17 protein-coding genes are annotated in these 18,760 nt (G+C 62.6%); 3 read left to right on the top strand and 14 right to left on the bottom strand.

The window, feature by feature from the left end; all coding sequences use genetic code 11:
• Positions 1-11: 11 nt before the first annotated feature.
• The 14 genes from B5477_RS00410 to B5477_RS00345 all read right to left on the bottom strand — a co-directional run bounded on the left by B5477_RS00410 (position 12) and on the right by B5477_RS00345 (position 15,000).
• On the bottom strand, positions 12-1,385 hold the full coding sequence (locus B5477_RS00410) for an extracellular solute-binding protein (protein ID WP_079697873.1): 1,374 nt from the start codon (positions 1,383-1,385) through the stop codon (positions 12-14).
• A 242-nt stretch (positions 1,386-1,627) separates the two neighbouring features.
• Complete coding sequence (locus B5477_RS00405; protein WP_079697872.1) at positions 1,628-2,476, bottom strand: carbohydrate ABC transporter permease; 849 nt, start codon at positions 2,474-2,476, stop codon at positions 1,628-1,630.
• 18 nt (positions 2,477-2,494) lie between these two features.
• A complete protein-coding gene (locus B5477_RS00400; RefSeq protein WP_079697871.1) occupies positions 2,495-3,412 on the bottom strand; it encodes a carbohydrate ABC transporter permease in 918 nt (305 codons plus the stop codon).
• 98 nt (positions 3,413-3,510) lie between these two features.
• Positions 3,511-4,251, bottom strand: a complete 741-nt coding sequence (locus B5477_RS00395) for a GntR family transcriptional regulator (protein ID WP_079697870.1) — start codon at positions 4,249-4,251, stop codon at positions 3,511-3,513.
• Positions 4,252-4,322: 71 nt separating this feature from the next.
• Complete coding sequence (locus tag B5477_RS00390) at positions 4,323-5,495, bottom strand: SIS domain-containing protein (protein ID WP_159448874.1); 1,173 nt, start codon at positions 5,493-5,495, stop codon at positions 4,323-4,325.
• 40 nt (positions 5,496-5,535) lie between these two features.
• The gene (locus B5477_RS00385) at positions 5,536-6,513 is read right to left on the bottom strand and encodes a 2-hydroxyacid dehydrogenase (protein ID WP_143533516.1); all 978 of its coding nucleotides are present in this window, start codon (positions 6,511-6,513) and stop codon (positions 5,536-5,538) included.
• A 15-nt stretch (positions 6,514-6,528) separates the two neighbouring features.
• Positions 6,529-7,905 carry a family 4 glycosyl hydrolase gene (locus B5477_RS00380; protein ID WP_159448873.1) on the bottom strand — a complete coding sequence of 459 codons (1,377 nt, stop codon included), beginning with the start codon at positions 7,903-7,905 and terminating at the stop codon, positions 6,529-6,531.
• 155 nt (positions 7,906-8,060) lie between these two features.
• Positions 8,061-9,014: a hypothetical protein gene (locus B5477_RS00375; protein WP_079697866.1), complete on the bottom strand. Its 954-nt coding sequence runs from the start codon at positions 9,012-9,014 to the stop codon at positions 8,061-8,063.
• Between the two features lie 241 nt (positions 9,015-9,255).
• The gene (locus B5477_RS00370; RefSeq protein ID WP_143533515.1) at positions 9,256-10,047 is read right to left on the bottom strand and encodes an SDR family NAD(P)-dependent oxidoreductase; all 792 of its coding nucleotides are present in this window, start codon (positions 10,045-10,047) and stop codon (positions 9,256-9,258) included.
• 130 nt (positions 10,048-10,177) lie between these two features.
• Positions 10,178-11,857, bottom strand: coding sequence for a dihydroxy-acid dehydratase (ilvD, locus tag B5477_RS00365; protein ID WP_079697864.1), 1,680 nt, complete (start codon positions 11,855-11,857; stop codon positions 10,178-10,180).
• Positions 11,858-11,861: 4 nt separating this feature from the next.
• A complete protein-coding gene (gene dmpG, locus B5477_RS00360) occupies positions 11,862-12,872 on the bottom strand; it encodes a 4-hydroxy-2-oxovalerate aldolase (RefSeq protein ID WP_079697863.1) in 1,011 nt (336 codons plus the stop codon).
• Positions 12,872-13,756, bottom strand: coding sequence for an acetaldehyde dehydrogenase (acetylating) (locus B5477_RS00355; RefSeq protein ID WP_079697949.1), 885 nt, complete (start codon positions 13,754-13,756; stop codon positions 12,872-12,874). Before B5477_RS00355 ends, dmpG begins: the two co-directional genes overlap by 1 nt.
• Before the next feature lie 123 nt (positions 13,757-13,879).
• On the bottom strand, positions 13,880-14,605 hold the full coding sequence (locus B5477_RS00350) for a polysaccharide deacetylase family protein (RefSeq protein ID WP_079697862.1): 726 nt from the start codon (positions 14,603-14,605) through the stop codon (positions 13,880-13,882).
• Positions 14,602-15,000, bottom strand: a complete 399-nt coding sequence (locus B5477_RS00345) for a hypothetical protein (protein ID WP_079697861.1) — start codon at positions 14,998-15,000, stop codon at positions 14,602-14,604. The genes B5477_RS00350 and B5477_RS00345 overlap by 4 nt, the downstream gene beginning before the upstream one ends.
• A 335-nt stretch (positions 15,001-15,335) precedes the next feature.
• Between B5477_RS00345 and B5477_RS00340 the strand changes: the two genes are divergently transcribed.
• The 3 genes from B5477_RS00340 to B5477_RS00330 all read left to right on the top strand — a co-directional run bounded on the left by B5477_RS00340 (position 15,336) and on the right by B5477_RS00330 (position 18,678).
• Positions 15,336-16,076 (top strand): GntR family transcriptional regulator, encoded by a 741-nt coding sequence (locus tag B5477_RS00340; protein ID WP_159448872.1) that lies wholly within the window; start codon positions 15,336-15,338, stop codon positions 16,074-16,076.
• Between the two features lie 55 nt (positions 16,077-16,131).
• A complete protein-coding gene (locus B5477_RS00335; protein WP_079697859.1) occupies positions 16,132-16,884 on the top strand; it encodes a fumarylacetoacetate hydrolase family protein in 753 nt (250 codons plus the stop codon).
• Between the two features lie 234 nt (positions 16,885-17,118).
• Positions 17,119-18,678: a hypothetical protein gene (locus tag B5477_RS00330; protein WP_079697858.1), complete on the top strand. Its 1,560-nt coding sequence runs from the start codon at positions 17,119-17,121 to the stop codon at positions 18,676-18,678.
• Positions 18,679-18,760 lie beyond the last annotated feature (82 nt).

Genomic DNA, 18,760 nt, shown 5'->3' with positions numbered 1-18,760 from the left:
GTTTGTGCGGTTTAGCGGTTGAGGTTGGTTTCGATCATGTCGTTGCCTTCCATCTCCATGGTGGCAAGCGCGGTGTCGATGTCGCCGGTCTCAACCATCTGCTGCAGCTGCTGACGCACGATGGTGTAGATCAGTTGCGAGGAGTCGAGGGTATAGGCGCCGTCCTCGTTGCCGTACTGGAGGATGTCCTTGGAGACCGCCAGCGCCTTCTCAACCGAGCCGACGTTCGGGTCGTATTCGAGATCGGCATTGGCCTCCTTGTGGGCGGCCAGCGAACCGACGCCCAGGGCCCAGGAACCGATCTGCTCAGGGGTGGTCATCTGCTTGACGAACTCCCAGGCGGCGGGCTTGTTCTTGCTCTCGGCCGAGACGATGTAGCCCCAGCCGCCGGTGGCCATGCAGTACGGATCGCTGCCCTCAACCATGGCGGGCATGTTGAAGTACTGGTAGTTCATGTCCGGCGCGTCGGTCGCGAGGCTCCCGGCGTACCAGGGGGCGCCCATGACCATGGCCGCGGTGCCCTGGATGAAGAGCTCATACCGGCTCGCGCCGATGTCGCAGATCACGTCCGGGTCGGCGGGGTTGGCGTACTTGAGCATGAACTCAGCGGCCTTTTTGGCCTCGGGGGTGTTGAAGTGCACCACGCTGTTGGCCTCATCGCGGTAGTCGCCGCCGTTCTGCCAGATCAGGGAGACGAACATCGCTTCCCACTGGGCGTAGGCGTAGGCCAGGCCCGACTGGGTGATGGTGTCGCCGCTCTTGACGGTCAGCTCCTTGGCGAAGGAAAGCAGCTCATCCCAGCTCTTGGGGCCGTTGTTCTCGACCCAGCCGTCGGGCAGGGTCTTGCCCATCTTCTCGAGCAGGTCCATGTTGACGAGCAGGCCCGGGCTCTCGACGTTGATCTCGGCCGGGATGCAGTAATACTGGCCTTCAAACTCCTTGTTTTTGAGCGCGCCCTCATAGAACTTCGCCTGCATGTCTTCCTTGGAATAAACGCTGTCCGGCACCGGATCGAGCTTGCCGGCCTTGGCCCAGTGGGTAATCCCCTGCCAGGTCTGGGCGACGTCCGGCTGCTGGCCGGCGGCATAGGCCTGGGTGAGCTTGTCGGCGAACTGCGGGAAGTACTCCACCTTCACCTTGATGTCGGGGTTCTGCTGCTGGAACGCCTCGATCGCCGGATCGAACCAGCCCTTCCAGGGCGCGGTGTCCTGGGTCCAGAACACGATCTCGCCCGCAGGCGCGGCACCTTCGCCGCCCTCGCTGGCCTCGCCGCTCGCGGCGGGGGTTGAGCCCTCGGCCGCGGGCTCCTTGTTGCCGCCGCACCCTGCGAACAGGGACACGCTCAGCGCGCCCGCCAGAATCAGGGCAAATACTCGCTTCATCATAAAATAACCTCCATTGTCAATTTTTACTGACTTTTTATTCTTCCCTCATGAAGCGATACCGCCCCACGGGTATGAATACATTTTAATTTGCCGCGAAGCGGCACCTTATTGAGATGTTTTGCCCGAAGGGGCAAAACGCGGACATGTCCGCTCCCCACGGGGGAAACGCCTCCTTCGGAGCCGTCCGGGGGGCTGTGTCCCCCGTGATAGCTCACTAGGGGATGGGCGGCGTGTGAAAGGGTTTACCCTTTCACGCCGCCCATGGTGAGTCCCGCCACAAAGTTCTTTTGCGCCAGGGCGAAGATCACGCAGACCGGGGCCACCACCATGGTGGCGCAGGCCATCATCAGATCCATCTGGCTGCCGCGGTCCGAGTTGAGCGCCGACATGCCCACCGGGAGGGTGAACAGGTCGCGGCTGTTGACCGAGATCAGCGGCCAGAGGAAGGAGTTATACGAGGCCATGAACAGGAAGATGCACAGCGCCGCGGCAGCCGGACGCACCATCGGGAAGATGACCGAGAAGAAGGTGCGGTACTGCGAGCAGCCGTCGATCTCGGCGGCCTCGATATAATCGGTCGGGATATCCTGCATGAACTGGCGCATGAGGAACATGCCGAAGATGTTGACGAAGTACGGCACGGTCAGCACCAGGTAGGTGTTGGTCCAGCCGAAGCCCACCATGATCCGGTAGAGCGGGATCATCAGGGTGTCGTAGGGGATCATCATGCAGGCCATCAGCAGCCAGAAGAGGAGCTCCCTCCCCTTGAACTGGTATTTGGCGAAAACATAGCCGCTCAAAGCACTTGTGAAAACACCCATCACCGTGTTGAGCAGCGCGGTGACGACGCTGTTGAAATAATACCTTCCAAAGGGCATCTGCTCGAAGACCCTGGCGTAGTTGGAAAATTCCATCTTCTGCGGCCAGAAGGTCGGGGGCATCTGCATGAGCTCGGTCTGGCTCTTAAGGGAGGAGACGACCATCCAGTAGATGGGCACCAACACCGTCAGGGTGCCGACGAGCATCACCACCAGCGCGACATAATAGCCGGCGCCATGCTTCTTTTTCTCGGAAAGATTCTTTTCTTTCATTGCAATTCCCCTCCTCTCCTAGCTTCTCTTCTTGGGCTTGCGTTCCCGGGTCAGCAGCGACTGGATGACGCTGACCACCAGGATGATTGACATCAGCAGCAGGCTCATCGCCGAGGCGTAGCCGATGTCGCTGTTGTTGATGCCCCTCTTCATAATGTGCATCATGAGCACCATTGTCGAGGTTCCGGGGGTCCCCTTCCCTTCGGTGAGCACCTGGATCGGGGTAAAGATCATGAAGCCGTTGATGGTCGCCATGATGCAAACGAACAGGATGTTCTGCTTGATCAGCGGCACGGTGATCTTAAAGAATTTTTCCATCCCATTGGCCCCGTCGATGTCCGCCGCCTCATAGAGCGAGGGGTCGATCCCCTGGATGGCGGCGAGCAGGATGACGGCATAGTAACCGAAGATTGACCAGATCTGGATGACGGCGTAGCAGATCAGCGCCTGCGAGGCCGAGTTGATGAAGCCCTGCGCGGGCAGCCCCAATGCGCCGAGCATGGCGTTAATCAGGCCGTAGTTCTGATGGTACAGCCATTTCCAGACCAGCGAAATGGCAACCGCCGAGAGGACGGAGGGCAGGAAGTACACAAAGGTGTAAAATTTCTGCCACTTCGAGGTCATGGCGTTGAGACCGTTGGCCAGCAGCACCGAAAGGATCACAGTGGTGGGTACGATGTAGAGCACCGCCATTACGGTGTTGCGCAGCGCGATGGGTAAAATCGGGTCGGCGGTAAACATCTTGATGTACTGGTGCAGCCCTACGAACTTGTAGTCCGGATAGGCCATATGCGCGTTGGTAAAGCTGTAGATCACCACCATCACGATGGGCAGGAACATGAAGATAAAGAACCAGACCAGCAGCGGGATCAGGATGCTCGCCACAAACGCACGGCGCTTGAATTGGCGCTGATGGATCAGCTCCTTAAAGGGCACCTTGCGTCTTTGCCCCTTTGACGCGGGAGACTTTGACGCGGTAGGTTCTTTTGCCAATAATTTCGCTTCACTCACAGAGTTTCACTCCCTCATAAAAGTTATTTGAGTTCGACCGCGTAGGTGAAGAAATCGTCCCGCACCACGCTGTTGCAATATTCGATCAGCTGGGCCCCGGCCCAGGTCTGGCGCTGCAGGTTGATCGCCGGCCGCCCGGCCGGCAGGCCCATCAGCCGCCCCTCGGGCGCGGTGAGCGCCGCGGCCCGAAACTGCTCCACCGCCCGGTCGGGGTAGACCCCCAGCAGGCGCAGGGAGCTGTAGAGCCCGTTGGTTTTCACCATCTCGGCGGTGAGCGCCGGGGTGAGCGAACGGGGGATGTATGAGACCTCGATCGCGTAGCAGACCTCGTCCATCAGCCGCTGGCGGCGGATACAGAAGACCTGCTCCCCCGCGCGCAGCTCGAGCCTGTGGCGCACTGCCTCCTCCGGCGTCAGCGCCGAAAAGGACAAAAGTTTGGCCACCTCGTTCATCCCCCGGCGGCGCAGCTCGTCGCCAAAGGAATAGAACTTGGAGAGCTTCTTTTCCATCGTCGCGCGCCGCACAAAGGTCCCCTTGCCCTGCACCCGGTAGAGGTAGCCCTCGTTTTGCAGATCGTCCAGCGCCTTGCGCACCGTGATCCGGCTCACGCCGTAGGTTTCGCACAGCTCCCGCTCGGGAGGCATTTTGAAGTCCGGTCCCCACTGCCCGCTTTGTATCTTGTGCAGCAGGTCTTCCCGCACCTGGTAGTACAGGGCCACTGGCACCTGGCGCGCCAGGGCGTGACCCGTAAGGTCAACCGACATACCGCCTCACCCCCTTTTCATCTCCATGGCCATGGCCGAAGGAGGACACAAGGATCTCCAATCGAATCCGCTTACAGATCGTATACCGTCACGCCCTTGACCACCCGGTTGACGTCCCCCTGCGGGCAGGGATTGTCGGTGGTGATCCCGAGAGCGAGGGATTTTTGCAGCCCCAGGCACTGCGCGAAGAGCAGGGAAGCGACCAGCGCCCCGGCCTCCTTGGGAAGCGCCATCTGCGGCAGCTCGTAGCAAACCTTCATATCGGCGCTCTCGATCCCGCTCGTACCCTTCTCCCCGACCAGGACCACCTTGTTCCCCTTGCGCTCGGCGATCAGCTCGCGGCAGAGGTCCTCGTCATACCGGCGGGAGAACGGGTCGCTCGAGAGGAAGTGCACCGTCACGGCGCTGTCGCAAAGCACCGTCTTTGGGCCATGCCGGAAGCCGGTGGCGGAATCATAGTTGGTGTTGACCTGCCCGTGGCTGAGCTCGAGCGACTTGATCGCGCCCTCGTGCGCGAGGCCCTTCATCGCCCCGCTCCCGAGGAAGATCAGCCTGTCGTAACCGGCCTTTGCCAGCTCTTCGGCGGCCAGGGCGATGGAATCGAGCTGCAAAGCCATTTTGGCGCTCAGCGCGCGGATGTCCCCGACCGCTTTGTCCAGCTCCTGGTAGTGGAATGCGGCCCAGGCGGCGAGCAGCATGCAGCTCACCGAGCTGGTCATCGCGAAGCCCTGGTCACAGGAGCGCGCGGGCATCAGCAGCGAGAGGGTGTCGGGCAGGGTGGTGGCGCACCGGTCCAGGTGGCTGCCCTTGCCGCAGGTGATTACCAAATTGTAGAGGTTGTGAATCTTTTTGCGGGCGTACTCGATGGTGCCCACGCTCTCGGGGCTGTCGCCCGAGCGCGCGAAGGACACGAGCAGGGTCGGCACGTCGAAGAGGCAGCTTTCGGGCGACGAGACGATGTCGGTGGTATGTACGCATTCGGCGCGAAGCCCCTTCTCACGGCCCACGAGCGCCGCCGCCATCTCCCCGATGAAGGCCGAGCTCCCGGCCCCGGTGAAGACGATCCGCAGCCCCGGCACCGCCAGCACCTGCCCGAGGAAGGAGGAAATCTCCCCCGCACGCTCCTGCAGCATATCGGCAAGCTCGTTCCAGAGCTCGGGCTGCTGGGCGATCTCGGTCGCGGTGAGCAGGGCGGTGCGCTGTTCAAAGTAAGCGGCGTCTTTGCCGCCAAGTAATGTTTTCATCATTGGTTCAGCTCCCATTTTTCGTTAGGGGTCTCGCCCGTCAGATCAGCCGGGACTTGACTTCCTTGCCCTCGAGCAGGTCGGCCATGTTGTAGGCCGACTGCATGGCCACGTTGTGGATTTCCCGGTCGGCCAGGCCCGCCATATGCGGGGTCAAAACGGTGTTCGGCAGCGAGAAGAGCTCGCTTTCCAAAAGGGGCTCCTCCTCGTACACATCCAGCGCCGCGCCCGCGATCTTCCCTTCACGCAGGATCTTGGCAAGGGCCTTGGTGTCCACGATCGGCCCGCGCGAGCAGTTGACCAGAAACGCCTGCGGCTTCATGCTGCGAAGGCTCTTCTCGTTCATCAGGTGGTGGGTCTCATCGGTCAGCGGGCAGGTGATCACCACGATGTCGCTCTGCGTGAGCACTTCTTGCAGCGGCAGATAGCGCACGCCGTATTTCTCCACCAGCTCGGCGTTTTCATACGGGTCGTAGGCCAGCACATCCATCTCGAAGCCCTGCGCGCGGCGCATAACGCCCTGGCCGATGGCGCCAAGCCCCAAAATGCCCAGCGTCTTGCGGGAGACGGCGCAGCCGCGCGCCACGCCCTCGCACCACCTGCCGGCGCGGATGTTTTGATCTCCCTGCGGGATCCGGCGCATGAGGGAGAGGATCTGCCCCCACGCGAAATCGGCCACCGCGTCGAAGTTCTGCCTGGGCACGTTGCAGGCGACGATCCCCGCGCGCTCGAGCGCCGGCAGGTCGAGATGGTCGCACCCGGCGCAGTTGAGGGAGATGTAGCGCAGCCCCTCGCACTGCTCGGTAAAGGGGGCGCCGATCTCGATGTCCGCCCCCATGAGGATGCCCTCCGGCTTCTCGGGCAGGGCGTTCCAATAGTCGATCAGCTCCTGCTGTCCCCAGCCCTTGCGCTCGCTCTCAGCCAGCAGGATGGGCTCGACCCCGCGCTCCCGCAGTGCCTCGAAGGCCTCGGGCTCCTGCTCGAAGGAGAAGGAGACGATCAATGCTTTCTTTGCCACTTTACTCACTCCTCCTTATTTATATTGCGGCAGGTACTCGCCGTGCTCGGCGATGAAGTCGTCCACCAGCGCCTCGGCGACCTTCCAGTCGCTGAGAGCGCCGTCGAGGAGCATGGCCTCGACCCACAGCTTGCGGTCCCCCGTCAGCGCCGCCTGCACGGTGGGCTCGACCGGGGCCAGGCGCCGGGCGATGATGCCGGAAAGCTCCGGGCTAAAGCCCTCCACCTTTACAGGCAAGAAACCGAGGCCGGTAGCCGCCGCGGGCAGCTCGAGGACGGCGTCCTTCGGGAGGGAGTCGACCGCCCCGTCGTTCGGGACGTTGACCGAGAACATCTTGCGCTCGTCGTTGAGGAGCGAGCGGATCATCTGCACGAGCTGCTCATGCTCGCCGGAGGAACGGGCGAACATCTCGGGCGCGACCTCGCCGTCGCCCTCACCCTGCTCAAACATGCTGCGGTAGGTATTCTCGCCGCGCTCGAGCACCTTGTCGATCGGGTAGGCGTCCACCCCGAACACGCTGCCGTAGTAGTTCCCTTCGGGGAAGCGCTCGGGGAAGAACTCGACCGCGTGCCGGTCCAGCACCGCCGGCAAGGCGCCGTAGCGCTCAAAGAGGTCCCAGGAGAAGGGGTTGTCGAGGTGGTTGGGGATCTCCTTGTCGGTCAGCTCGGGGTTAAAGAAGTTGTATTTGTGCCCGCCGGCCTTGGCGGCCTCTTCCTTCTGCTTCCGGATGATCTCCAGCAGCTGGGGCTTCACGTCCTTGCCGTCGAGGCGGATGTCGTAGAGGAAGGTCAGGTGGTTGAGCCCCACGCCGACGGTGGAGATCCGGCTGACGTCCACGCCGAGCATGCGCGCCAGGTAATTCTCCCCGTAGATCACCCCGTGGCAAAGGCCGACGAGCTTCATGCCGGTGGCGCGGCGCACGGCGGTGACGATCGAGGTCATGGGGTTGGAGTAGCTGAAGAAGTAGGCGTCCGGGCAGAGGCGCTTGACGTCCTCGGCGATGGCGATCATCGCGGGGATCATCCGCTGGGCGCGGGAGATGCCGCCCGGCATGATCGAGTCGCCCACCGGCTGGTAGATGCCGTACTTGCGGGGGATCTTCACGTCCGCCTCCCAAGCCTTGCGCCCGCCCACCGCGATGGTGACCACCACCATGTCCGCGCCCGGCAGCAGGTCGCAGCGGTCGGTGGAGGAGGAGATCACAATATCCGCGCCCCTCTGCTGGACCATCTTCTTGGCGAGCTTGGTGATGGATTCGAGGACCGGCGGGTTGATGTCGCACAGCGCGATCTCCCATTTCCCGGAGTCGAGCTGGATGAAGTCGGCGATCAGGCCCTTGGTGAAGACGGCGCTGCCCGCGCCGATCAGGACGATCTTTTTGCGTTCGCTCATAGTATCGAAATCCTTTCTCATTACAGTTGAATTTAAAATGCGCCGCAGGTACCTTATTGAAATCCTGAGGCCCACTGGGCCGAAGGGTGAACGTGTTCACACCTTACCAGGAGCCCACGAGGGGCCGTGCCCCTCGTGATTACGAACCAGAGTTTTTAGACGCGCGCCGCTTCCAGTAGATTTGTAATACAAGTGTCTAAAAACTCGGCCAATTTTGCTACTTGTCCCCGGTGATCCAGGGAGTTGAGCCGCTCAATGTCCGCGGCGGGCATGAACATCTTGATGAACGGCGGGTCCTTCTTGCTCAGCTCATAGGCCGGATCCTCTTTGATCCCCGCATATGCGCGGTCATAGCAGCCGGGATGGTTGAGCTTGTCGATCTCGGCGAATATCCCGTAAGGGGTCTTTTTATAGCTGTAGATCGCCCCGAAATAGGGGTACAGGTCCTGCTGCCCGTCCCGCGTCTTGACGAAGCAGCGGTACCCGGCGGCGTACTGGCCGAAGTTGTCCGGGCACTTGCGGTCCGGCTCGATGGTGTAGCGCTCGCTTTTGATCGAGACGACCGCCTCCTCGAAGGCACAAGCCAGCTTGTAGTCTTCCGCAAGGTCGCAGAGTTTGAGCGAGAAGCCCGCCTGGCATGCGGCGGCGGCGATCGCCTCGGCGCACTCTTTTATGTAGTCCGAGATGGCCTTGACCTGCTCGCCGCGCTTCTTCCCGCACAGCGCGTCAAAGGCGTCCTGCGGCATGAAGAGCTTGAGGTAGTCGTCCTCGTCCCGGCTGATCTCGTAGCGGCTGCCCTCCCCCAGATTCTCCCACACGATGGGGAACGAAGCGGGGTTGCTCCTTTTATCCAGCTCGACCATCAGCCCGGTTCTCGTCTCGGGCAGGTAGATCAGCCCGATATGCAGATAGAACTTCTCGTCGGTCTCCTTGTTTCTCATGTGGCAGCGGCTGCCGTACCAGTGGCGGCCGATCGAGTCGCGCGCGCCCCGGTCGGGGACAAGCTCCACGGTTTCGCTTCCGACCGATTTGATCGCGTCGTCCAGCACATCTCCAAAGCGGTGCAGGCTCATCAGCTTTTCCATGTCAACGTGGAAGGCGTCGTTCATAATAATCTTTCCTTTCCAGGTATTGTGTCGCGGCTATCTTTCCCGGGGAACCCCTTGATAGGGTTCCCCACGCCCCGACAGTCCACCGGACTGCCGGGCCTCCCCTCCTGATCTTTTTAAGGGTCGGCGTTTCGTGCCGTGCGCGGCACGACCAAAGGCGCCGCCTTTGGATGTGGCGATTTTTTGAAAAAAATCGAGTAAAACTTGTTGTTTCAGGCCGCGGCCAAAGGCTAAACGGCGGTCAATCGCGGTTTAACATTTTCCAGGCGTAGTCCGGGTTCTGCACGCAGAACTTTCCGCCGGTGATCTCCAAGAACATCCCGGTCAGGTAACTGGCTGCGTCCGAGCAAAGGAACGCCACCGCGTTGCCCACGTCCTGCGGCTCGCCCAGCCGCCGTAAGGCGATCTGGCTTTGCAGCGCGTCGCCCCGCTCGTCGATGACCCCCTGGGTCATCCCGGTGGCGATCACCCCGGGGATGAAGCCGCAGACCCGAATGTGGTAGGGGGCCAGCTCCGCCGCCAGGGTCTTGGTCAGCGAGTAGACCGCCGACTTGCTGGCGGCATAGGCCCCGCTGCCCGCACTGCCCAGGATGGCGGCGTAGGAGGCGGCATTGATCAGCACCCCGCCCCCGCGCTTGCTCATATACTTCTGCGCTTCCCTGCCGCACAGGAAGACCGAGCGCAGGTTGACGTTCATCACCGTGTCCCATTCCCCGGCGCTCATCTCGCACAGCGCCTTCTGCGGATAGATACCGGCGTTTGAAACGAAGATATCCACCCCGCCGAAATGCTCCTCGGCGGCTTTAAACATCCCCTGTACCGAGGCTTCGTCCGACACGTCGCAGGGAATTGCCAGCACCTCACCGAAGCGGGAGAGCTCCTGCTTTGCTTCCTCCAGCCGCTCGGCGCTGATGTCGCTGATGAAGACCTTGCAGCCCTCCGCGAGCAGCGCCTTCGCAATGGCGAAGCCGATTCCCTTAATGGAGGCCGCGCCGCTCACGCCGGCGACCTTGCCACCCAGTCCATATTCCATTTCGCTGATCACTCCTTTCGATCCTTTAAAAGTTCACCTTTTAAATTGCGCCGGTTCCGGCTTTGCCAGAATGGCGGTTTTTAAACCGCCAAGGTGCAATTTTGAGAATGTTGAAAATTAAAATATAATTTTAATTTTCAACATTTAAGACCGCGCCCCGGCTGGCCGAGGTGGCCAGCTTCTCATAGATAGCAAGATACCCGGTCTTATATTTCTGCTTCGGCGGCTGCCAGAGCGCCAAGCGCCTGGCAATCTCCTCCTCCCCCACTTCGAGGGTGATGGTTTTCGCCGGGATGTCGATGGTGATCCTGTCCCCGTCGCGCACCGCGGCGATCGGCCCGCCCGCGGCCGCCTCGGGCGAGACATGCCCGCAGAAGCAGCCGTTGTTGGTACCGGAGAAGCGCCCATCGGTCACGATCGCCGTCGAGGTGGCGAGCCCCATGCCGTAGAGGTACTTCATCGCCTTGTACATCTCCCGCATGCCGGGGCCGCCCTTCGGCCCCTCGTAGCGGATGACGAGCACCGTGCCGGGCGCGATCTCCCCGCCCAGGATGGCGGTCTCCGCCGCCTCTTCGCAGTCGAACACCCGCGCGGTACCGTGAAAGACATGCATCTCGGGGACGATGGCCGAGGGCTTGGTCACGCACCCCTCGGGGGCCAGGTTCCCGCGCAGGATGGCCACCCCGCCGCTCCTGGAGAAGGGTTCCTCGAGCGTCTTGATGACCTCCCGGTTCGGCGCGCGGTAGTGATAATTTTCAATGTTCTCCCCCACCGTCTTTCCGGTGACGGTCAGCGCCCCGCGCTCAAGCAGCGGCGAGAGCTCGCGCAGCACCTGCGGGATCCCGCCCGCGAGGTAGAAATCCTCCATGTTGTACTTGGAGGCCGGGTTGACCTTGGCGATTAGGGGCGTGGTGTCGCCCAGCGCCTCGAAGAGCCCGGTCACCTCGTCGGCCGAGAGCCCCGCCTCGAGCGCCACCGCGGTCAGATGGAGCACCCCGTTGGTCGAGCCGCCGGTGGCGTTCAGCACCCGGATGGCATTCGAGATGGATTCCCGGTTGATGATCTTGTCCGCCGTCAGGTTCTCTTTCACCAGGCGCACCGCCGCCTCGCCGGTGCGGTGGGCCATCCGGGTGCGCTCGGCGTAGACCGCCGGAATCAGCGCGCCGCCCGGCAGGGTCATCCCCAGCGCCTCACCCAGACAGCACATGGTGTTGGCGGTGCCGTAAAACGAGCAGCTCCCGCAGCCCGGGCAGCAGCTCTCCTCGAGCGCGTCAAGCTCGTCGGACGCGATCTTCCCGGCCTTGAGCATGCCGCACCCCTCAGAGAGGGAGGTCAAATCGGAAGCCCTACCGTCGAAGGGCGCGCCCCCCTGCATGGGGCCGCCGGGCAGCAGGATGGCGGGCAGGCGCAGGCGCGCGGCCGCCATCAGGAGCCCGGGCACGATCTTGTCACAGGAGCCGAGCAGCACCACCCCGTCGAGCCGGTGCGCCTGCACCATCACCTCGACGTCGTTGGCGATCAGCTCGCGGGAGGGGAGGATGTATTTCATCCCCTCGCTCCCCTGCGCGGTCCCGTCGCACGCGCCGATCACCCCGAACTCCACCGGGGTGCCCCCGGCGGCGTAGATGCCGTTTTTCACGCTCTGCGCGAGCGCGCGCAGGTTATAGCTGCCGGGGCAGACCTCGCTCCAGGTGTTGGCCACCCCGATGATGGGCTTTCTTAAATCCTCGTCCGAGAAGCCCATCGACTTATATACGCCCCGGTTGAAGCTGTAGTCGGGGCGGCGTAAGATTTCCTCGCTGCGCCGCATAGGCTCATTTCTCCTTTTTCTGCTGCGCCAGCCGGTAGGCGACGTCGAGGATCATGTCCTCCTGCCCGCCGACGGTGCGCAGCCGCCCAAGCTCGATCAGAATATCCCGCGCGTCCAGGCCGTAGCGATCGGCCGCCCGCTTGGCATGCAGGAAGAAGCTGGAATAAACCCCGGCGTACCCGATCGAAAGGGCGTATTTGTCGATGATCATCTGCACGCCGAGCTCCGGGATGTTGTCCTCGGCCGCGTCCATGATGGCGTAAAGGTCCTCCCCCGTCTCGATCCCGAGCTTGTGGAAAACAGCGGTCAGCACCTCGTGCGGCGCGTTGCCCGCGCCCGCCCCGAGGCCCCGCAGGGTCCCGTCGATGTAGTCCGCCCCGGCGTTCACCGCCGCGAGCGAGTTGCCGATGGCAAGCCCCAGGTTGTTGTGTGCGTGGAAGCCCACCGGCAGGCTGAGGTGTTCCTTTAAATAGGAGACCCGTGCCGCCGCGTCGTCCGGGACCATCGCCCCGGCCGAATCGGCCATGTAAACGGCGCTGGCACCATAGGACTCGAACTTCTTGGCCTGCTCCAGAATCTTCTCGGGCGGCTCCATGTGGCTCATCATCAGAAAGCCGATGGCTTCCATCCCGAGCTCGCGGGCCATCTTGATGTGCTGCTCGCCGACGTCCGCCTCGGTGACGTGGGTGGCGACCCGCACGAGCCCAGCGCCCATCTCATGGGCGCGCTTTAAGTCCTCCACCGTGCCGATCCCCGGCAGCAGCAGGATCCCGACCTTCGCGTCCCCCGCGTTGTCGAGGACCGCCTGCAGCACCTCATATTCGTCGTATTTCATAAAGCCGTACTGGCAGGAGGAGCCGGAAATGCCGTCCCCGTGCCCGCACTCGATGGTGGGGGCCCCGGCCTTGGCGAGCGCGGCGGCGATTTTCCCGGCCTGCTCGGGCGAATAGGTGTGGCGGATGGCGTGGCTGCCGTCGCGCAGGGTGGTGTCGATGATCCGTATTTTCTTCGCCATCAGCGTCTGCCCCCTTCCAGCTTGCGCGCGGCCCAGGTGTCGGCCATATGGACCGCCGCGCAGGTGATGATATCGAGGTTCCCGGCGTAGGGCGGCAGGTAGTCCCCGCTGCCCTCGACCTGCACCATGGTCACCACCGTATTGTCACCCGAAAGCTCGGGCTCCATGGTGACCCGGTAGCCCGGGACGTATTTTTGAAGCTCGGCGACCATCTTAGCCACCGACTCCCGGATCGCCGCGAGGTCGGGCGCATCCTTGGTGCGGCAGTAGACGGTGTTGCGCATCATCAGCGGCGGCTCGGCGGGGTTTAAAATGATGATCGCCTTGCCCCGTTTCGCGCCCCCGACCTTCACCAGCGCCGCCGAGGTGGTCTCGGTAAACTCATCGATGTTGATCCTGGTCCCCGGCCCGGCGCTCTTGGAGGCGAGGGTCGAGACGATCTCGGCGTACTCGACCTCCTGCACCCGGGAGACCGCCGCCACGATGGGGGTGGTGGCCTGCCCGCCGCAGGTAACCAGGTTGATGTTCGCACTGTCGAAGTGCTCCTCGAAGTTGACCACCGGCACCACATAGGGCCCGACGGCGGCGGGGGTCAGGTCGAACGCCTTCTTGCCCGCTTCCTTATATAAGGGGGCGTTCTTGAGGTGCTGCGAGGCGCTGGTCGCCTCGAATACGACCTCGATCTCGGGATCGTCCAGCAGCGGCTGCAGCCCGTGGATCTCGGTGCGCACCCCATATTCCTTGGCCTTGACGATCCCGACCGAGTCCTCATAGATCCCGACCATCATCGCAAGCTCCAGGTTCTGCGAACGCTTGCGTATCTTTTCCATCAGGTCGATGCCGATGTTCCCCGGCCCGACGATGGCGCATTTGATCTTTTTCACGCCGTCCTCCATTTCTGAGCGTTGTCTCTCTACTAAAAAAGTGGCGGTTTTGCCCCCGGCAAAATTCGGCCCGGCCGGGCCGAAAGCCGGTTTTTTCTGAATAGCTCGAAGGGTTCCTTCGAGCTACTTGCGTACCCGCTCCATCTTGAGGTTGCCGACCACATATTTATAGCCCGCTTCCTCGATGAACTTGTGCGCCCTGTCATAATAGGAATACTCCTCGCCATAGAGCCAGCAGAAGACGTCGACCGGCTTCTGGATGTGGCTCTCGATGCGGCGCTTGCTCTCCACGATCTCCCGCTGCATATCCTCGTCCGAGGTGGTCTTGGTGATCTGGAAGTGGCTTCCGGTATGGCAGCAGATGACGTGCCGGCGGCTGATCTCCTCCATCTCCTCCCAGCTCATGGCGATCCGCTTATCATGCTGGTACTCCTCGGGGATGTCGGTGCGCAGATGATGGCTCTGGGCAAATTCGAGCTGCTCCTCATACGGCACATCCATGAAAAACCCGGGGACGTAGAACCAGCCGGTGAAATCGTATTTGTCCAGGATCGGCAGCATGTAATCGTAATGGCAGCGGTATCCCTCGAAGATGGCCGGGATCAGGCCGGGGCGCTCCTTGTGCCAGACGCCGGTGTCGAAGAAGCGGTCCATGTCCTCCACGGTGACGGGGGAAAAGTGCTCGGCGTAGTATTTGATTTCCGCCTCGAAGCGGGGAATGTCCTCCTTGTTGGTGCGGTGGTAGTTGATCACCCGTATGTAGGAGTTGTTGAGGAGGTAACGGAACATCTCCATGGTGCGCTTATCCTTGGTCACGCTCTGGGCAAAGGCCTGAAGATCGAAGCTCATTTCTGCTCCTCCTTTACGAAGTCCTTCACTACCTCGCGGTAGGGTGCAATGCGGAAAAACTTTTCGGCCATGGCGCTCATCGCCGGGGCGATCGCCGGGTACGGGTCCTCGACCTTGCCGCTCTTGTCATAGTAGTAGGCGAAGATCAGCGCGGCCAGCCCCTGGATCAGCCCCAAGCCCTCGTCGGCCGGCGCCGGGGTGAAGGTCTTCTTCGCCCCTCCGGTCAGATCGTCCAGCCCGATGATGGCCGGGATCCCCTCCTCGGCGGTAACCCTCGTCTCGCAGTACTCGATCACCTTCATGAAGGATTCCTCGCAGCCTGCCAGCCCCTCTAAAAACTTTTCAATATCCTGCACGTCGATCCCCGACGCCTCCAGCAGATTCTTTTCGCTCATCTGGCTCCATCCTTTCCCGAGTTCAGTATTGATTTCCAAATTGGTTATGACAACATTATAATATGTCATTATTCCAAAGTCAACAGCTTTCTAAATATTTTCGTAAAATCTTAATTTGGATTTTTGTGCACATTGTACACCCTCCGCAATAATCCGCCGCAAACCGGCATAAAATGCGGACCCGGGTGGGTTGGCCGGGCATGGAAAGCAAAAAAGGCTCTGGAAATTGGAAATGCTTCGTGGTAAGATAGAGCTGTAAATGACTGGAACTGTTGGCTTTCCTTATGTTATAACAATATGTCAACATGATTCTATATCCAAAGGAGACGGTTGTTATGTCGATTGACCTGCGGGACGCCGCGTTCAGCAAGGAGGTACCGGTCGCCCTGTACTACCAGCTCAAGGAGTCGCTGCTGCAGAAGATCCAGGATGAAACCTGGAAGCCGGGGCAGAAGATCCCCACCGAGCGGGAGCTCTGCGAGATGTACGGCGTGAGCCGGATCACGGTGCGCAAGGCGCTGGACGATCTGCAAAACGAGGACTACCTCTACCGCATCCAGGGCAAGGGGACCTATGTCAAGCGCTCGTCGATCGACTACCGGCTCTCGAAGTTCTATTCCTTCAATGAGGAGCTCAGCCGCCGGGGGCTCAAGGAGCGCGCGCAGATGCTCTCCTTCTCAAAGGTAGTCCCCGAGGACAAGGTGCGCGCCCAGCTCCATCTCGCCGAAGGGCAGGAGGTCTTTTGCGTCAAGCGCACCCGGTACATGGACGAGACCCCCTACGTCATCGAGATCAGCTATATCCCCAGCAGCCTCTGCCCGGGGCTCTGCCGGGAGGAGATCGAAACGGAGGGGCTATACAGCTCGATGCGCCGCCACGGGGTCCATCCCGACCATGCGACCGAGCAGTTTAGGGCCACCGGGTTGACCGGCGCCGAGGCGAAGCTCCTCTCCCTCTCCCCGGGCGAGCCGGCGATCAACCTGCGCCGGATCACCTGGGCGGGGAACACGCTGGTGGAATACTGCAACAGCATTGTGCGGGGGGACTTCTTCACCTACACTGTCGAGCTCAAATAAACAAAGTGGAGCGCCGCGGCGCTCCCTGTTTTTTCAGAAAGGAATGGTCACAGAGATGAAACTGCTGCGTTATACCCATGAGGGGCGCGAGGCTTTCGGCTTCCTGCGCAAGGACACCGTCTACGAGCTGCGCGGCGACCTGCTCGGCGAATACGAGGCCACCGGGGCCGCCCTGCCGCTCACGGCCCTGACCCTGCTGCCCCCGATCAACCCCACCAAGGCGGTCTGCGTGGGGCTCAACTACCGCGACCACGCCGAGGAGATGAACCTGGAAATCCCGGACGAGCCGGTCCTCTTCCTAAAGCCCTCCACCGCCCTGCTGCCCCCCGGCGGGACCATCCGCTGGCCGCGCCTCTCCTCCCAAATTGATTACGAAGGGGAGCTGGCCATCGTGATCGGCAAGACGGCGCATGAGGTGCCGCCCGAACGCGCCAAGGAGTACATCCTCGGCTACACCTGCGCCAACGACGTGACCGCGCGCGACCTGCAGCCGGGACACGGCCAATGGACGCTCGCCAAGGGCTTCGACACCTTCCTGCCGCTCGGGCCCTGGGTGGAAACCATGCTCGACCCCGGGGCGCTGGAGATCGAGACCCTGCTCGACGGGCGGGTCATGCAGCGCTCGAACACCCGGCATCTGATCTTCGACCCCCTCTTCCTGCTAAGCTACGTCTCGCAGGTGATGACCCTGCTGCCGGGGGACGTGATCCTCACCGGCACCCCCTCCGGGGTGGGCCCGATGGTCCACGGCTCCCAGGTGGAGATCCGGATCGAAGGGATCGGGAGCCTGCAAAACACCCTGGAATAACCGTCCGGAAAGACCCGGGGGCCCGCCAGATGGCGGGCCCCTCTCCGGTTTTTGTTGCATCTTCAGCCGGGATATGGAATAATGAAAGCGGCACAGGTGTTGCAGAAACCTACACCTTTAGAAAGAGCGGGATTTCTCCTAAAAGCAGGAAAAACCAGCCCGTTTTTCAGGCTGGTCGCGGCAAAAATGCGGGATTGGCAAAGGCGTACCTTTGCGCAGAGAGGACGGGACAAAATGGGAAAGAACAGGATCATGGCATTCGTGTTGGCGGCGGCGCTGGCGCTTTGCGTTCTGCCGGTTGGGGCGGCTCCGGGCGTGCCGGGCGGGTTCAGCCTGCCCCCGGGCGGGAGCGCGGTGGAAAGCAGGTCCGGCCTGGGCAGCGGGCAGCCCCGGTTGGGGAACACCGTTACCGTCCCCGACGGGGATGGGATCAAACTGTATAAGGTAAACAGCGACGCGACCTACCTGAGCGCGCGGGGCGGGAGCCTCGTTTGGGAGGCGGGCAGCAGGACGGCGACGCTGCACGGCCTCGACCTTGCGGTGAATGCCGACTACGGCCTCTTCCTGCCCGAGGGGACGACGCTGGTGCTCGAGGGCGAGAGCCGCATCTCGGTCTCGGGCAAGGGAAGCTGGAGTGTGTTGACAAGTGGAGACCTCACGGTGCGCGGCACGGGGAGCCTGTCCGCCGAGGGAGAGAGCGGCGGGCTGTACTGCCTCGGCGGCTTTTTGCAGGAGAGCGGCCGCCTTGCGCTGCGCGGCGCAGTATCGGACGGCCTCCTGGTGAACGGGGCCTCGGAGGTGCGCGGCGGCCGCCTGGAGGCCGAGGGGGATAGCAGTGGAATTTTGGTCAGCCCTTCCGGCAGTTTGAAAATCGGGCCGGGGGCCGGGGGCTTTGCCGTGGGGAAGTATGTGGGGATCTACTCCTCCGGCCCGGTGGTCGAAATCCTCTCGCCCGATTTCGAGGTGCGCATCGACAATGACGGCGTCGTCCCGGTCCTCCTGAACAGTTGTTTTGTCGACACCGGGATCACGACGCCGGGCGGCGGCTCCGGGCGCTGGGAGCCGGGGGCGCGGCGGCTCTCCCTCTCGGGCGCGTCGTTGGGGGGCATCACTTTCCCCACCGGGCGCAGCACGCTGGAGCTCGAGGGGGAAAACCGGGTGCAGGGGACCATATTGTCCGCAGACCCCGTCACGAGGGGTGAGGGGAGCCTGCTGCTGCGCGGCGGCGGGAGCCTGACGGTGGAGAGCGGCGCGCTGGGAATACCGGCAGTGGTGCTCGACGGCGGGATCGAGCTCTCGGAGGGGATGCGCCTCTGGGCCGGGGCAGACGAGGCCTCGGCGGTGGAGACGAGGACCTATGCGGGCGAGCGCTGGCTGCATGTCGAGAGCCCTGCCCCGCCGCCGGTCCCGGCCCCGGCCCGGCGGCGGGAGAGCCGGGACGCGCCCTACGAGGACTCCAGCCGCTTTAGCGAAGACGAGACCGGCTTCTGGCGGAGGGTGGCCGGGAGGATCGGGGAGGCCGGCGACGGCGAAACCGTCACGGCCAGGGCCGGGGGCTACACCCGGCTGCCCGACTTCGTGCTGCGCGCGCTGCGGGAAAACGGGGGCGCGAGCCTCGCGGTGGAGTGGGACGGGGGCGAATTCCTGATCACGCCCGGGGACGGGCTGCCAAGCGGCAAGGTGTTCTACCTGCTGTCCGGCCTGCAGGAGCGGTACGGCGATGAAGCCGGGGAAGCCGCCGGGGACGGCGGCAAGGAGAAGCAAAACCCCGGCACCGGCGGGTGCCGAAGATAACCCGTGCGCCAATGCGGGGAAACGCAGGGGAGGGGGAGGCCGTGGCGGCCTCCCCCTCCCGTTTTGTCCTGCTTTAAGATTC

Source organism: Provencibacterium massiliense (assembly GCF_900169495.1).
In the GTDB taxonomy this organism is placed as follows: Bacteria; Bacillota; Clostridia; order Oscillospirales; family Ruminococcaceae; genus Harryflintia; species Harryflintia acetispora.
This window is presented reverse-complemented; position numbering and strand designations above follow the sequence as displayed.

Coding starts and splice junctions, on each gene's coding strand:
- B5477_RS00410 (WP_079697873.1), bottom strand. CDS start 1,385: ATGATGAAGCGAGTATTTGCCCTGATTCTGGCGGGCGCGCTGAGCGTG.
- B5477_RS00405 (WP_079697872.1), bottom strand. CDS start 2,476: ATGAAAGAAAAGAATCTTTCCGAGAAAAAGAAGCATGGCGCCGGCTAT.
- B5477_RS00395 (WP_079697870.1), bottom strand. CDS start 4,251: ATGTCGGTTGACCTTACGGGTCACGCCCTGGCGCGCCAGGTGCCAGTG.
- B5477_RS00390 (WP_159448874.1), bottom strand. CDS start 5,495: ATGAAAACATTACTTGGCGGCAAAGACGCCGCTTACTTTGAACAGCGC.
- B5477_RS00380 (WP_159448873.1), bottom strand. CDS start 7,905: ATGAGCGAACGCAAAAAGATCGTCCTGATCGGCGCGGGCAGCGCCGTC.
- B5477_RS00375 (WP_079697866.1), bottom strand. CDS start 9,014: ATGAACGACGCCTTCCACGTTGACATGGAAAAGCTGATGAGCCTGCAC.
- B5477_RS00370 (WP_143533515.1), bottom strand. CDS start 10,047: ATGGAATATGGACTGGGTGGCAAGGTCGCCGGCGTGAGCGGCGCGGCC.
- ilvD (WP_079697864.1), bottom strand. CDS start 11,857: ATGCGGCGCAGCGAGGAAATCTTACGCCGCCCCGACTACAGCTTCAAC.
- dmpG (WP_079697863.1), bottom strand. CDS start 12,872: ATGGCGAAGAAAATACGGATCATCGACACCACCCTGCGCGACGGCAGC.
- B5477_RS00350 (WP_079697862.1), bottom strand. CDS start 14,605: ATGAGCTTCGATCTTCAGGCCTTTGCCCAGAGCGTGACCAAGGATAAG.
- B5477_RS00345 (WP_079697861.1), bottom strand. CDS start 15,000: ATGAGCGAAAAGAATCTGCTGGAGGCGTCGGGGATCGACGTGCAGGAT.
- B5477_RS00340 (WP_159448872.1), top strand. CDS start 15,336: ATGTCGATTGACCTGCGGGACGCCGCGTTCAGCAAGGAGGTACCGGTC.
- B5477_RS00335 (WP_079697859.1), top strand. CDS start 16,132: ATGAAACTGCTGCGTTATACCCATGAGGGGCGCGAGGCTTTCGGCTTC.
- B5477_RS00330 (WP_079697858.1), top strand. CDS start 17,119: ATGGGAAAGAACAGGATCATGGCATTCGTGTTGGCGGCGGCGCTGGCG.